This window comes from Paraburkholderia sp. GV068, from assembly GCF_003058125.1.
Taxonomy (GTDB): Bacteria; Pseudomonadota; Gammaproteobacteria; order Burkholderiales; family Burkholderiaceae; genus Paraburkholderia; species Paraburkholderia graminis.
This window is the reverse complement of record NZ_QBUB01000001.1, coordinates 361,728-375,502: the sequence shown is the minus strand read 5'-3', so window position 1 is coordinate 375,502 and position 13,775 is coordinate 361,728. Positions and strand designations below refer to the sequence as shown.

At 64.4% G+C, this 13,775-nt stretch carries 13 protein-coding genes; 5 read left to right on the top strand and 8 right to left on the bottom strand.

All coding sequences use genetic code 11. The features are described from left to right. The first annotated feature begins 77 nt into the window (after positions 1 to 77). On the top strand, positions 78 to 623 hold the full coding sequence (locus tag C8K18_RS01730; RefSeq protein ID WP_006052431.1) for a PAS and helix-turn-helix domain-containing protein: 546 nt from the start codon (positions 78 to 80) through the stop codon (positions 621 to 623). A gap of 53 nt (positions 624 to 676) precedes the next feature. Here C8K18_RS01730 and C8K18_RS01725 read toward each other — a convergent pair whose 3' ends face one another. Both C8K18_RS01725 and C8K18_RS01720 read right to left on the bottom strand, forming a co-directional pair. Continuing rightward, on the bottom strand, positions 677 to 1,120 hold the full coding sequence (locus tag C8K18_RS01725; protein WP_029967641.1) for a thioesterase family protein: 444 nt from the start codon (positions 1,118 to 1,120) through the stop codon (positions 677 to 679). Positions 1,121 to 1,178: 58 nt separating this feature from the next. Continuing rightward, entirely contained in the window at positions 1,179 to 1,955 is a 777-nt protein-coding gene (locus C8K18_RS01720; RefSeq protein ID WP_006052429.1) for an SDR family oxidoreductase, read from the bottom strand. Between the two features lie 187 nt (positions 1,956 to 2,142). On the opposite strand from C8K18_RS01720, the gene C8K18_RS01715 reads away from it, so the two are divergent. Next, on the top strand, positions 2,143 to 3,816 hold the full coding sequence (locus tag C8K18_RS01715; protein WP_107706508.1) for an electron transfer flavoprotein-ubiquinone oxidoreductase: 1,674 nt from the start codon (positions 2,143 to 2,145) through the stop codon (positions 3,814 to 3,816). A gap of 63 nt (positions 3,817 to 3,879) precedes the next feature. Here the strand turns inward: C8K18_RS01715 and C8K18_RS01710 are convergent, their stop codons facing one another. From C8K18_RS01710 to C8K18_RS01695, 4 genes are all read right to left on the bottom strand, one after another. Beyond that, positions 3,880 to 5,358: a tetratricopeptide repeat protein gene (locus C8K18_RS01710; RefSeq protein ID WP_107706507.1), complete on the bottom strand. Its 1,479-nt coding sequence runs from the start codon at positions 5,356 to 5,358 to the stop codon at positions 3,880 to 3,882. A 60-nt stretch (positions 5,359 to 5,418) separates the two neighbouring features. Beyond that, positions 5,419 to 6,519, bottom strand: a complete 1,101-nt coding sequence (gene aroC / locus C8K18_RS01705) for a chorismate synthase (RefSeq protein ID WP_107706506.1) — start codon at positions 6,517 to 6,519, stop codon at positions 5,419 to 5,421. A 99-nt stretch (positions 6,520 to 6,618) separates the two neighbouring features. Continuing rightward, positions 6,619 to 8,583 (bottom strand): MFS transporter, encoded by a 1,965-nt coding sequence (locus C8K18_RS01700; protein ID WP_107706505.1) that lies wholly within the window; start codon positions 8,581 to 8,583, stop codon positions 6,619 to 6,621. Between the two features lie 145 nt (positions 8,584 to 8,728). Continuing rightward, positions 8,729 to 9,187 carry a CBS domain-containing protein gene (locus C8K18_RS01695; protein ID WP_006052424.1) on the bottom strand — a complete coding sequence of 153 codons (459 nt, stop codon included), beginning with the start codon at positions 9,185 to 9,187 and terminating at the stop codon, positions 8,729 to 8,731. Positions 9,188 to 9,429: 242 nt separating this feature from the next. On the opposite strand from C8K18_RS01695, the gene C8K18_RS01690 reads away from it, so the two are divergent. Together C8K18_RS01690 and C8K18_RS01685 are read left to right on the top strand one after the other, a co-directional pair. Beyond that, positions 9,430 to 10,827, top strand: coding sequence for an O-acetylhomoserine aminocarboxypropyltransferase (locus C8K18_RS01690; protein WP_107706504.1), 1,398 nt, complete (start codon positions 9,430 to 9,432; stop codon positions 10,825 to 10,827). After that, positions 10,824 to 11,657: an alpha/beta fold hydrolase gene (locus C8K18_RS01685; protein ID WP_107706503.1), complete on the top strand. Its 834-nt coding sequence runs from the start codon at positions 10,824 to 10,826 to the stop codon at positions 11,655 to 11,657. The genes C8K18_RS01690 and C8K18_RS01685 overlap by 4 nt, the downstream gene beginning before the upstream one ends. Here C8K18_RS01685 and C8K18_RS33190 read toward each other — a convergent pair. Continuing rightward, positions 11,654 to 11,956: a hypothetical protein gene (locus tag C8K18_RS33190; RefSeq protein ID WP_165919787.1), complete on the bottom strand. Its 303-nt coding sequence runs from the start codon at positions 11,954 to 11,956 to the stop codon at positions 11,654 to 11,656. The genes C8K18_RS01685 and C8K18_RS33190 overlap by 4 nt on opposite strands. A gap of 23 nt (positions 11,957 to 11,979) precedes the next feature. Between C8K18_RS33190 and C8K18_RS01675 the strand changes: the two genes are divergently transcribed. Then, on the top strand, positions 11,980 to 12,300 hold the full coding sequence (locus tag C8K18_RS01675) for an Mpo1-like protein (RefSeq protein ID WP_025600584.1): 321 nt from the start codon (positions 11,980 to 11,982) through the stop codon (positions 12,298 to 12,300). A gap of 51 nt (positions 12,301 to 12,351) precedes the next feature. Here C8K18_RS01675 and C8K18_RS01670 read toward each other — a convergent pair whose 3' ends face one another. Further along, complete coding sequence (locus C8K18_RS01670; protein WP_006052420.1) at positions 12,352 to 13,665, bottom strand: YihY family inner membrane protein; 1,314 nt, start codon at positions 13,663 to 13,665, stop codon at positions 12,352 to 12,354. Positions 13,666 to 13,775: the final 110 nt, after the last annotated feature.

The following is a 13,775-nucleotide window of genomic DNA, read 5'->3' as shown; positions in this document are numbered from 1 at the left end:
TCATGTGCCCGAAAGAGTACGCTCGCCGCGCCATGCGGCACAATACGCAAAAATACATAAGTACTTGCCGCCAGCCCATGCCCGCCCTGGATTATCAAACCGCTTTTCATCTCGCGCCGATCGGGCTCGTGCTGTCGCGTGAACGCATTATCGAAGACTGCAATGACGAACTCGCGTCGATCTTCGGCTGCCCGCGCGAGGCGCTGATCGGCCAGTCGTTTCAGATTCTGTATCCGTCGGCGGACGAATTCGAGCGGATCGGCGCACGCATTCCGCCGATCATGACCGCGCAAGGCAGCTACGCCGACGACCGCATCATGAAGCGCGCCAACGGCGAACTGTTCTGGTGCCACGTGACGGGCCGCGCGCAGCGGCGCACCGACCCGCACGCGGCGGGCGTCTGGACATTCGAGGATCTGAGCGCGACGCGGCGCGTGGCGGTCGAATTGACGCCTCGCGAACGGGAAATCGCCGCGCAACTGGTGACGGGAAAAACCAGCAAGCAGATTGGCCGCGCGCTCGCCATCAGCCCGCGCACGGTGGATGTGTACCGCGCGCGCCTGATGCGCAAATACGATACGGGGAACGCGACCGAGTTGTTGCAGCGGCTGCTCGGGCACTGAGTTGCCCACTGAGTCGCGCACAGACCGCGCTCCGAACGTCGCCCCTCGCGAACTTAAGCCGCGCGCTCGGCCGCTTTCACCAGAGCCGCACGCTCGATCGTCGCGCGCAGCAGATCGGGAACCGGCACCGACTTGCCGGCCGCGTAGTCGATCCACACACAGCGCGCGGCGCCGCGCGCATAAACCGTGTTCGGATCGTCCGCGCGCACCAGCTCGAAGCCGGTGTCGAAGCTGCTGCGGCCCGGCGTCGCGACGCTCATGCGGCCGATCACGTCGCCGGGATAATGCAGTTGCTTGAGAAATTCCATCGACGCGTTCACGATCACCGGCCCCTGCCCGTCCGCCTGACTGCCGCTCAGTCCCAACTGCTCGAACCAGGAAATGCGCACCTGCTCCATGTAGCGGAAATAGACCGTGTTGTTCACATGGCCGAATGCGTCCATGTCGCCCCAGCGGATCGGCATCGACATCTCAAAGACTGCGTGAAAATCGCTCATTGTGCTTCTGCTCTTCCTGCTTCTTAAGTGATTGAATCCGGCCTGAAACCAGTGAAAGTCACGCGAGGCCGAAGCCGTCGTCGGCGGCGATCACCGAGCCGTTGATGAACTGCGATTCGTCGGCCGCCAGCAGCAGCAACAGGCCGTCGAGATCCTCGGGCTTGCCGACGCGATGGCGCGGCAACATCGACACGAGCTTTTGCCCCTGCTCGGTCGACCAGTGATGATGATTGATTTCCGTGTCGATATAGCCAGGACAGATCGCGTTCACATTGATGCCGTGCTTGCCCCATTCGAGCGCCATCGCTTTCGTCATGTGGACGACGGCGGCCTTGCTCATCGAGTAAAGGCCGATTTGCGGCAGCACGCGCAGCCCCGCCATCGACGCGATATTGATGATCCGGTACGACGGTTTCTGCGCATTATTGCCGCGCATGATCATGCGCTTGGCCACTTCCTGCGCGACGAAAAACGCGCCGCGCGTATTCGTATCGAACACGTACTCGAAGTCCGCGGGCGTGACTTCGGAGAGCTTCTGCGTGGTCGACACGCCCGAGTTGTTCACCAGAATGTCGATGGTGCCGGCTTCGGTCTCCGCGTGCGCGACCGCCGACTTGATGCTCTGATAATCGGTTACGTCCAGCGAGACGACATGCGCCGCGCCGCCCGATGCCTCGATTTCGGCGCGCAGTTCCTTGAGCCGCTCGGTGCGCCGGCTCGCCAGCACGACCTTGGCGCCCGCCTGCGACAACACCTGCGCAAAGCGCTTGCCCAACCCGCTCGACGCGCCGGTTATCAACGCGACCTTGCCTTCCAGATTGATCGAACGGCCCATTGTGGTTCCTTGTTCGGTTGTAGTTACGAATGCGGTTGTCAGTCGCGGCCCGCGCTGCACTCGGGTCAATACCGTATCACGAGAATAGAACGCTCGTGCTAATCTCCGTCGATGCGGTTGCAGTGCAAGAATCCATCGCCCACAATACGATCCCGAAAAAAGCATTCTAACGGTAAGAGGAGCATCAATGACCCCCGCAAGTCTCATCGAGCAGTACGGCCCGCGCGAGTCGATGGAATACGACGTCGTGATCGTCGGCGGCGGCCCGGCAGGCTTGTCCGCGGCGATCCGCCTGAAGCAGCTCGCGGCCGGCAAGGGCGTCGAGGTTGGCGTCTGCGTGCTGGAAAAGGGCTCGGAGATCGGGGCGCACATCCTCTCCGGCGCGGTGATGGACCCGCGCGCGCTGAATGAACTGATTCCCGACTGGAAGGAAAAAGGCGCGCCGCTGACGGTCGACGTGACCGAAGACCGCTTCCTGTTCCTCACCGAAACGGGTTCGAAAAGCGTGCCGAACTGGGCGCTGCCGGACAATTTCAAGAACCACGGCAACTACGTGATCAGCCTCGCGAACGTCACGCGCTGGCTGGGGCAGCAGGCGGAAGCGCTGGGCGTCGAGATTTTCCCCGGCTTTCCGGCGGCCGAAGTGCTCTATAACGACGACGGTTCCGTCAAGGGCGTCGCGACCGGCAACCTCGGCATCGGCAAGGACGGCCAGCCGACCGAGAACTTCCAGCTCGGCATGGAGCTGCACGCCAAATACACGCTCTTCTGCGAAGGCGCGCGCGGGCATCTCGGGCGTCAGTTGAACGACAAATTCAGGTTGCGCGACGGCGTCGATCCGCAGGTCTACGGCATCGGCATCAAGGAGCTGTGGGAGATCGATCCTTCGAAGCATAAGCCGGGGCTCGTGATGCACACGGCCGGCTGGCCCTTGCAAACGGACACGTACGGCGGCTCGTTCCTCTATCACATGGACAACAACCAGGTGGTGGTCGGCTTCGTGGTGGGTCTCGGCTACACGAATCCGTATCTGTCGCCGTTCGAGGAATTCCAGCGCTACAAGACGCATCCGGCGATCCGCCAGTTCCTCGAAGGCGGCAAGCGTGTGTCGTATGGCGCGCGCGCGATCACCGCAGGCGGCCTGATGTCGCTGCCGAAGCTGGTGTTTGCGGGCGGCGCGCTGGTCGGCGACGATGCGGGCTTCCTGAACGCATCGCGCATCAAGGGTTCGCATGCGGCGATCAAGACCGGCATGCTCGCCGCCGATGCCGCGTTCGAAGCCGTGCAGGCCGGCCGCCATAACGACGAACTCGCGGCTTATCCGGAGAGCTTCAAGACTTCGTGGCTGCATACCGAGTTGTACCGCGCCCGCAATTTCAAGCAGTGGATGAGCAAGGGGCTGTACCTCGGCACGCTGATGGTCGGCATCGAGCAGAAGCTGCTGGGCGGCAACGTGCCGTGGACGCTGCATCACCAGCATTGGGATCACGAGATGCTGAAGCCCGCGTCGCAATGCACGCCGATCGAGTATCCGAAGCCCGATGGCAAGCTCACGTTCGACCGCTTGTCTTCGGTGTTCATCTCGAACACGAATCACGAAGAGAACCAGCCCGCGCATCTGACGCTGAAGGACCCGACGGTGCCGGTGAACGTGAACTGGCAGACGTATGCGGGCCCGGAGTCGCGTTACTGCCCGGCCGCGGTGTATGAGTTCGTGAAGAACGACGACGGCGGCGAACGGCTCGTCATCAACGCGCAGAACTGCGTGCACTGCAAGACGTGCGACATCAAGGACCCGACGCAGAACATCGTGTGGGTGACGCCTGAAGGCGGCGGCGGGCCGAACTATCCGAACATGTGATGCGTTGAGCTTTGTAGCTTCACAGCGCAGGCGGCCCACGCCTGCGCTGCGAAAGCAATGGCGTCAGCCGCGCGCCATCCGTTCGATACGTTCGCGCACCTGCGCGACCACCGGCGCCCACGCGCCCACCGTGGGTTGCCTGAACAGTTCGATCGAATCGTACCAGGGCGTAGCCGCCGAATCGCTGCCCCAGAACCACGCGGATACATGGTCGATCATCAAACAGGTCGGCTCGCCGAGCGCGCCGGCCAGATGAGCCGGCCCGCTGTCGATCGTGACCATCAGGTCGAGATTCGCCAGCAACGCAGCGACGTCGTCGAATCCGGACTGGAAATGATGCGTGAGGTCGACGACGTCGAGGCCCTTCGCACGCCACTGCGCGACGGTCTCGCCACGTCCCGGCGACAGCGCGAAATACGTCACGCCCGCGACATCCAGTAACGGTTCCAGTTGTTCCGCCGGCACCGACCGTCGCGCGTCGCGAATATGGTCGGGATTGCCGTTCCACACCAGCCCGACCTTGCGATTGCCGCCAGGCTTTCCGGCGATGCACGCTTCTACGCGATCCCGCCACACCTGCACATGCTGCGGGTCGGCGCTCAGATAAGGCGCGCCCCAGCCGCTCGCATCCACAATGCCGAGGCGCAGCGGCAAGCTCATTAGCCCGCAATGGAAATCAGGCTGCGTTTCAAGGCTCGTTTCGAGCCGCAGATCCGCGGGCAACGTCCGTTCGAAGAGATGCCGCAACGGCCCGTCGTGACCGAAGATCACAGTGCCGCCCTCGCGCCGCGCACGCTCAGCGAGAAGCGGCAAAAAGCGCACTGCCCACAGACAATCGCCGTTGCCCTGCTCGCCGTACACAACGAGCGTCTTGCCCGTCAGCGGCTCGCCTTGCCAGTGCGCGCTGATCGCGGCGAGCGCCTGCTGCGCGTTGTTCAGTTCGCCGGCAAACGCGTTGCGCGACTCGTAATGCGCCCAGCCTTCGGCGAAACGTCCATTGCGGATTTCGAGTTCCGAAAGATCGAACCACGCATGCGCGTTTTCCGGCGACGACGCGAGCACCTGACGCAGCAAGGCTTCCGCTTCCGCGAAACGCGACTGCTCCTTCACGCACAACGCGAGCTTGTGAAGCGCCACCGGATTGCCGGGCACGACGCACACCGCTTCGCGCAGCAACTGCTCGGCGGTAGCGAAGTCGTCGCGATACTGAACGGCCGCCGCGCGCCAGACTAATGCGTTGGCATCGGCGGGATTTTGCGCAAGCAGCAGCGCGGTCGCGGATTCGACAAGCGCCCAATCGCGCACGATGAACGCGGTCTGCGCAATCGTGTGAAGCAGCGTTGGCTCGCAGGCCGGCTCGGCCTGATAGGCGCGCACAAGCGCCACAAGCGCTTCGCGTTGCAGCGCCTTGTCGCGGCCCGCGTGTTGCAGCAGCGCCTGACCGAACGCGAGATAGTCATGCGCGCTCGCGTGCGGCGCCGAGGCACGCGAGCGCAGCGCCGTCAGAACGTCGCCCGCTGGCTCGATAGGAGGGTGATTCATGCGAGAAAGGCGCCGCGCGCCGCTTATGCAATGCGATGTGAGAGGCGCTAACGGCGCCCGTTAAGGCGCGCTCGCCGCGATCTTCGGCGTGCTGACCGAGACGTCGCCGCATTGCGCGCGGTGACGCAGCGCGTGGTCGATCAGTACCAGCGCGAGCATGGCTTCCGCGATCGGCGTGGCGCGAATGCCGACGCACGGGTCATGCCGGCCGAACGTCTCGACAACCGCCGGCTGCCCCGCTTTGTCGATGGAGCGGCGCGGCGTGCGGATGCTCGACGTCGGTTTGATCGCGATCGACACCGTGATGTCCTGCCCCGTCGAAATGCCGCCGAGCACGCCGCCCGCGTGGTTGCCGACAAAGCCCTCAGGCGTGAGTTCGTCGCCGTGCACCGAGCCGCGCTGCGCGACGCTCGCGAAGCCCGCGCCGATTTCGACGCCCTTCACCGCGTTGATCCCCATCATGGCGTGAGCGATGTCCGCATCGAGCCGGTCGAACAGCGGCTCGCCGAGGCCGACGGGCACGCCCGACGCCACTACGTTGATACGCGCGCCGATCGAGTCGCCGTCCTTGCGCAGCGCGTCCATATACGCTTCGAGCTGCGGCACGATGTCCGCGTTGGGCACGAAGAACGGGTTCTCGCGCACCTGCGCCCAGTCGACGAACGGCACGTCGATTTCGCCGAGCGCCGCCATATAGCCTCGAATTTCAGTACCGAATTTCTCGCGCAGCCACTTCTTCGCCAGCGCGCCCGCCGCGACGGTTGGCGCCGTCAGCCGCGCCGACGAACGGCCGCCGCCGCGATAGTCGCGAATGCCGTACTTCTGCCAGTAGGTGTAGTCGGCGTGACCCGGACGGAAGGTGTCCGCGATATTGCCGTAGTCCTTGCTGCGCTGATCGGTATTGCGAATCAGCAGCGCAATCGGCGCGCCGGTGGTTTTGCCCTCGAACACGCCCGACAGAATCTCGACCTTGTCTTCTTCCTGACGCTGCGTGACGTGCCGCGACGTGCCGGGCTTGCGGCGGTCGAGCTCGAGCTGGATGTCGGCTTCGTCGAGCGCCATGCCCGGCGGGCAACCGTCGATCACGCAGCCGATGGCCGGGCCATGCGATTCGCCGAAGGTCGTGACAGTGAAAAGCGTACCGAGGGTGTTGCCGGACATGAGCGCCGTCCAAAGGATGCGGGGAAGACGCTATTATGCCAGCCCCTTGGGGCACGAGGCCGCCCGCGGCGCCGGCTTATGACTTCCGGACAAGCCGGCCTATTTGCGCGCGCCGCGCAGTTCCGTGACGGTTTTCTGCAGCAGTTCCGGCGTGGCAAGCGCCGGCTCGATCGGCTCGCCGACCGCGAGCGTCAGCCGGCTCATCACGCCCTTTTGCACCGGCCGCGGCCAGCGCGCGTCGTTGGCGCGCGAAAACACGCTGCCCCACAACCCGCGCAGCGCCATCGGAATCACAGGCGCGGGCGTGCGCCGGATGATCTCGGTCACGCCATGACGAAACGGATTCATCTCGCCCGTGCGAGTGAGCTTGCCCTCGGGGAAGATGCACACCAGTTCGCCCTCGGCAAGCGCCTCGGCGCAGCGCTCGTAGGCGCGCGTCAGCAACTGCGCGTCCTCGTGCGCGGGTGCGATCGGAATCGCCTTCGCGTGACGAAACACCCAGCCGGCGAACGGCGTCCTGAAAATGTGATGATCCATCACGAAGCGGATCGGCCGCGGACTCTCGGCCATGATCACGACGGCGTCGACGAAACTCACGTGATTGCAGACGAGCACGGCCGCGCCTTCGTCCGGAATCCGCTCGGCGTGCACGAGGCGAATCCGGTAAAACGTGTGCACCAGCAGCCAGGCGATGAAGCGCAGCAGAAACTCGGGCACGAGCGAATAGATGTAAGTCGCCACCACGATATTGAGCAGCGCCGTGACGAGGAAGATTGCCGGAATGCTGAAGCCCGCCGCCGTCAGGCCGACCGCCATCAGCGCGGAGACGATCATGAACAGCGAATTCAGAATATTGTTCGCCGCGATGATGCGCGCCCGGTGGCTCGGCTGGCTGCGGCTCTGGATCAGCGCATAGAGCGGCACGCTGTAGAAGCCGCCGAACATCGCGAGCAGGAACAGATCGGCGAGCACGCGCCAATGCGCGGCGCGCCCGAGAAACTCGGCCACGCTCAACAGGTGTCCGGCGGGCGGCAACGCGTGGCTGGCGAAAAAAAGATCGATGGCGAACACGCTCATGCCGATCGAACCGAGCGGCACGAGGCCGATCTCGATACGCCGCTTGGAGAGCTTTTCGCACATCAGCGAGCCGAGGCCGATGCCGATCGAGAACGTGCCGAGCAGCACCGTCACGACGTCCGGATTGGCGGACAACACGTCTTTCGCAAAGCTGAAAAACGACGACAGAAACGTCGCGCCGACGAACCACAGCCACGATATGCCGAGCAGACTCAGGAACACCGTGCGGTTTTCGCGCGCGAGCTTCAGGTTGCGCCAGGTTTCGCTGACCGGATTCCAGTTGATGCGCAGATCCGGCTGCGGCGCTGCCGTCACCGGGACGAAGCTCGACACCACGCGCCCCGCCAGCGCAATCGCGACGCACGCGCAGGCCAGCAGCAGCGCGCCATGTTCGACGAACCCCGCGCTCGCGCCGCCGACGATCGTGCCGACGAGAATCGCGACGAAGGTGCCCATCTCGACCATCCCGTTGCCGCCGACAAGCTCGTGGCTCGACAGATGTTGCGGCAGGTACGAATACTTGACGGGCCCGAACACGGTCGAATGCACGCCCATCAGAAACGTGCAGAAATACAGCAGCGGCGCGCTATGCAGCAGGAAACCCGCGCCGCCGATCAGCATGACGGCGATCTCGAAGGTCTTGACGAAGCGTGTGAGCAGCGCCTTGTCGTACTTGTCGGCGATCTGCCCGGACGTGGCCGACAGCAGCACGAAAGGCAGGATGAAGATGGCCGAGATCAGAAACGCCGCGGTTTTCGGATCGACACCCGAAAAGCGCGCCGCCTGAAACGTGACGAGCGACGTGAACCCGATCTTGAAGACGTTGTCGTTCATCGCGCCGAGGAACTGCGTCCAGAAAAACGGCGCGAAACGGCGCTCACCCAGCAGCTTGAACTGCGATTCATGGCCGCCATGCCGGCGCGCGGCGCGCCCGGCGGCGGGTAGCGTGCGCGTTGGCGGCGTAGGAGGCGCGGGGCTCTGACTCATGGAGTTTGACGAACGGATGGGGAAATGCGCGTCTGGAGTGCGCGTCTGCAAAGCACCTTCAACGCGCGTAACGAGCGAGCGCCGCGCGCACAAAAAAGGCGCGCGCTCTCGCGCACGCCTTCATTCAACATTGGGTCCTGCCGCCTTAACGCGCCGGCTGCTGCCCCTGCTCTTCCGGCCAGTCGCGGATATACGCCTTGAGCATGCGGTTTTCGAAGCCCTGCTCTTCGACCACCGCCTTCGCGACGTCGTAGAACGAAATGACACCCATCAGCGTGCGGCTTTCCATGACCGGCAGATAACGCACGTGATGCTCGAGCATCATGCGGCGCACTTCGTTGACGTCGGTTTCGGGCGTGCAGGTGAGCGGGTGATCGTCCATAACCTTACGAATGGTCGACGTGCCCACGCTTCCGCCGTTCTCCTTGAGCGTCAGAATAATCTCGCGGAATGTCAGCATGCCGACCAGGTCGCCGTACTCCATGACGACGAGCGAACCGATGTCGTGTTCGGCCATGGTGTTGACTGCGTCGTGCAGCGTGGCATCCGGCGTGACCGTGAAAAGGGTGTTGCCTTTGACTTTAAGAATGTCGCTGACTCGCATGATCTGTCTCCCGAAATACCCGCTAGGCATGGTAATGCATCAATGACTTTCGATCCTATCGGAAAGGCCCATAAAAGGAAAGCGGCCCCCCCACCAAGGCGGGGCGGCCTTCCGCCGCCAGGCAAAGGCTGCACGCACACACTCGCGCATCGGGAAAACCGCGCTTGAAGCAGCCTGCGCCGGTGATACGATGGCCGCCACCTTGACCTTTCGCGAGACCGCCCGTGGCCTCGCCGACCAGCATGTCCGCCAACCGTTTCGACACGCTTGCGCTGCACGCCGGCGCCGCGCCCGACCCCACCACCGGCGCGCGCGCCACGCCAATCTATCAGACCACTTCGTTCTCGTTTCGCGATGCGGACCACGCCGCCGCGCTCTTCAACATGGAGCGCGCCGGCCATGTCTACTCGCGCATCTCGAATCCGACCGTGGCCGTATTCGAGGAGCGCGTCGCGGCGCTCGAAAACGGCGCGGGCGCGATCGGCACGGCGAGCGGCCAGGCCGCCTTGCACCTGGCGATCGTCACGCTGATGGGCGCGGGCTCGCACATCGTCGCTTCGAGCGCGCTGTACGGCGGCTCGCATAATCTGCTGCACTACACGTTGCGCCGCTTCGGCATTGAAACGACGTTCGTCAAACCCGGCGACATCGACGGATGGCGCGCGGCGTTGCGCCCGAACACGCGCCTGCTGTTCGGCGAGACGCTCGGCAATCCGGGCCTCGACGTGCTCGACCTCGCCACCGTCGCGCAGCTCGCCCACGAGCATCGCGTGCCGCTTCTCGTCGATTCCACCTTCACCACGCCGTATCTGCTGAAACCGTTCGAGCACGGCGCGGACTTCGTCTATCACTCGGCGACCAAGTTCCTGGGCGGCCACGGCACGACCATTGGCGGCGCGCTGGTGGACGGCGGCACGTTCGACTTCGACGCCTCCGGGCTCTTTCCCGAATTCACCGAACCCTACGACGGCTTCCACGGCATGGTGTTCAGCGAGGAAAGCACCGTTGCGCCATTCTTGCTGCGCGCTCGCCGCGAGGGCTTGCGTGACTTCGGCGCATGCCTGCATCCGCAAGCCGCCTGGCAGCTTCTGCAAGGCATCGAGACCCTGCCTCTGCGGATGGAACGGCATGTCGCCAACACGCGCCGCGTGGTCGAGTTCCTCGCCGGCCATGCGGCGGTCGAAGCCGTCGCGTATCCCGAACTGCCGACGCATGCCGATTACGCGCTCGCGCAACGCCTGCTGCCACGCGGCGCCGGCGCCGTGTTCAGCTTCAATCTGCGTGGCGACCGCGAGGCCGGCCGCCGTTTCATCGAAGCGCTGTCGCTGTTCTCGCATCTCGCGAACGTCGGCGACGCGCGCTCGCTGGTGATTCACCCTGCTTCCACCACGCACTTCCGGATGGACGCGGCCGCGCTCGCCGCGGCGGGCATCGCGGAAGGCACGATCCGGCTCTCCATTGGTCTTGAAGACCCCGACGACCTCATCGACGATCTGAAGCGCGGCCTGAAAGCCGCGCAGAAATCGACGCAGAAGCCGACGCAGAAGCCGACACAGAAGCCGGCGCAGAATCCCGCGCAGGACGGCGCGCCGAAGACAGACAGCAGCACCGCTTCGCAACCGCGCCCGGAGTCGCCATGATCCTGACCGTTCAAGGCAAGGCCGCCTATGCCTACACCGGCGGCAAACCGTTCGACCGGAGTCTGCCGACTGCCGTTTTCATCCACGGCGCCGAGCACGACCATAGCGTGTGGGCGCTGCAAACGCGCTATTTCGCGCACCACGGCTTTAGCGTGCTGGCCGTCGATCTCCCCGGCCACTGCCGCAGCGCCGGCCCCGCGTTGCACACCATCGACGCGCTGGCGGACTGGCTCGCCGCGTTGCTCGACGCCGCCGGTGTCGCGCGCGCATTCGTCGCCGGCCATAGCATGGGGTCGCTGATCGCGCTCGACTTCGCCGGCCGCTTCCCGCAGCGAACCACGCATCTCGCGCTCCTCGCCACCGCGTTGCCGATGGCGGTCTCCGATACCTTGCTCGAAGCCGCCCTGCATCGAGAGCCGGACGCAATCGGCATGGTCAACGAATGGTCGCACTCGACGCTCGCGGCCAAACCGTCCTGCCCCGGTCCTGGCTTCTGGCTGCACGGTATGAACCAGCGGCTGATGGAGCGCGTTTCGGCAAAAGGCGAGACGCATCTCTTTCACACCGACTTCACCGCCTGCAATAGCTACGCGGACGGCCTTGCGCGTGCCGCGCAGGTTCGCTGCGCGACGCGCCTAGTGGTCGGCCGCCGCGACGCGATGACGCCGCCGCGCGCCGCCAAGGCACTCGCCGATGCGCTCGCGCAGGCAGGCGCGCCCGTTGACACCGTCACGTTGGAAGCCGGACACGCGCTGATGACCGAACAGCCCGACGCCACGCTCGACGCGCTGTTCAGTTTTGCTTCGAGACCGGTTCACGCGGCGGATTAACGCGGGGTGCTGCGCTTCGTCGCGAGTTGGTCGTTGGTTCGCTTGTCGGTTCGCTTGTCGGTTCGCTTGTCGGTTCGCTTGTCGGTTCGCTTGTCGGTCCGCTTGTCGGTCCGCTCCTCAGCCCGCTCGCCAGCCAATTCACGCACCCACGATAACCGCGCCGAAGCGCCTTCGCCATCGTCCGAATGGCCAGGTTGCGCCAGGCACGCGATAGCCGGACAATGAATCGAGCCTGTCATTTCGCGCGCCGTCGGGGCATCGCGAAAACGCAGTTCGCAACAACAGGCGATGATTCGCAACGCGTAGCCATCCGGAGGCCGTTATGGCTCATACCGCGCATACCGATCACTTCGCGAACTTCGCGGAGTTTTACCCGTACTACCTGAGCGAGCATCGCAACCTGGTCTCGCGGCGGCTGCATTTCGTGGGCTCGCTCGGCGTGATCGGCTGCCTCGCGATGGCGCTCGCCACCGGCGACTGGCTGTGGCTGCCCGCGGCCGTCGTCTGCGGATACGGCTTTGCCTGGGTCGGCCATTTTTTCTTCGAGAAGAATCGGCCCGCAACGTTTCGCCATCCGCTCTACAGCCTGATGGGCGACTGGGTGATGTTCAAGGACATCTGCGTCGGCAAGATTTCGTTGTAGCGCGAGCGAGCGGTGCCGCGCTCGCGCCGCCGCCCCGCTCCACTCTGAGTGCTAGGCCGCCTGATGCGGCATCGACGACGTGCCGCGCTCGTTCTCTTCAGCGGCCGCCGCGCGCGCCGCGGCACGCACGGCGAGCAGCGTCGCGAGCGTCACCCGCAGTTTGTCGTTCTCGAGCGCCGCGAGCAGCGTGGCGCCGTCCACACGAGTCGACGCGAGTTGAAGCTGATACTCCAGCTCAGCGCGATCCATGACGAACAGGTCGTATAGCTGCTGCACCGTGATCTGCGCGGGATTGGCCAGCAGCAGGAAGTGCGGGCGCGACGCGTCTTCCTGCAACTGCGCGATCCATTCGATCTGTTCGAGCTTTTGCAGCAGATTGACCGTCGTGTCCATATCTCGGCGAAGCATCCGCGAAAGCTCCGTCACCGTGTAGCCGCGCTTGCCGGCGTCGCGCGCTTCGCAAAGCCGCGCGAGCAATTCCAGCGCATCGAACAGATTGCTGCCCTCGAAAGTCGGTCGATGAAACTGGCCGATGCGGATGGCCGGCAACGCCGACGCGATCATCGCGCCCGCCAGCGTGATGAACCAGCAGAGGTACATCCACAGCAGGAAAAGCGGCACCGCCGAGAACGCGCCGTACACCGCGGTATAGGTCGGCATGCGACGCACGTAATAGCCGAAGCCGCGCTTGGCGAGTTCGAACGCAATAGCCGCCGTGAGGCCGCCGATCACCGCATCGCGCCACTCCACACGGCAGTTCGGCAGATAGACGTAAAGAATCGTGAAGGCGAGCGCCGTCAGCGGCAACGCGGCGCCCGCGAGCGCGAATTCGATCACCGGCGTCATGCGCTGGGCCGCGCTGAACGTCATGGACTGCGTGAACAGATACGACGAGATCGAAAGGCTCACGCCGATCAGAATCGGACCCAGCGTAATGATCGCCCAGTACACGAGGATGCGCTGAGCGATAGGCCGCGCCTTGCGCACGCGCCAGATCACGTTGAACGCGGATTCGATCGTCATCATGGTCATGACGCCCGTGAGAAACAGCAGCACCATGCCGATGGTCGTCAGGCCCTTCGCCTTCGACGCGAACTGATTCAGATACTTGAAGATCTGGCTGTTCAGTTGCGCGGGCATCAGGTGGTCGGCGAGGAAAAACTGCAGCGACTCCTGGAACGAACTGAAGAGCGGAAACGCCGTGAAGAGCGCGAACGCGACGGTGGCGAGCGGCACCAGCGCGAGCATCGTGGTGAACGTGAGGCTGCCGGCCACCTGCGCAATGCGGTCTTCGCTGCTGCGCTTCGCGGCGAACTGCGCGAGCCGCTTGAGCGTATCGAGGTCGAAACGCACCCTGGACAACAAACCTGCCTCCTTGCTTTGTCTGACTGTGTTTCAGGACCGCCTGGCCGAACCTTCAGCGAACTCTCAAAGCACTCTTAAAGCATTCTGAGCGCACCCTCGACGCGCCTTAC

Coding starts and splice junctions, on each gene's coding strand:
- aroC (WP_107706506.1), bottom strand. CDS start 6,519: ATGTCCGGCAACACCCTCGGTACGCTTTTCACTGTCACGACCTTCGGC.
- C8K18_RS01685 (WP_107706503.1), top strand. CDS start 10,824: ATGATCCTGACCGTTCAAGGCAAGGCCGCCTATGCCTACACCGGCGGC.
- C8K18_RS01675 (WP_025600584.1), top strand. CDS start 11,980: ATGGCTCATACCGCGCATACCGATCACTTCGCGAACTTCGCGGAGTTT.
- C8K18_RS01695 (WP_006052424.1), bottom strand. CDS start 9,187: ATGCGAGTCAGCGACATTCTTAAAGTCAAAGGCAACACCCTTTTCACG.
- C8K18_RS01720 (WP_006052429.1), bottom strand. CDS start 1,955: ATGGGCCGTTCGATCAATCTGGAAGGCAAGGTCGCGTTGATAACCGGC.
- C8K18_RS01725 (WP_029967641.1), bottom strand. CDS start 1,120: ATGAGCGATTTTCACGCAGTCTTTGAGATGTCGATGCCGATCCGCTGG.
- C8K18_RS01715 (WP_107706508.1), top strand. CDS start 2,143: ATGACCCCCGCAAGTCTCATCGAGCAGTACGGCCCGCGCGAGTCGATG.
- C8K18_RS01730 (WP_006052431.1), top strand. CDS start 78: ATGCCCGCCCTGGATTATCAAACCGCTTTTCATCTCGCGCCGATCGGG.
- C8K18_RS01710 (WP_107706507.1), bottom strand. CDS start 5,358: ATGAATCACCCTCCTATCGAGCCAGCGGGCGACGTTCTGACGGCGCTG.
- C8K18_RS01700 (WP_107706505.1), bottom strand. CDS start 8,583: ATGAGTCAGAGCCCCGCGCCTCCTACGCCGCCAACGCGCACGCTACCC.
- C8K18_RS01690 (WP_107706504.1), top strand. CDS start 9,430: ATGTCCGCCAACCGTTTCGACACGCTTGCGCTGCACGCCGGCGCCGCG.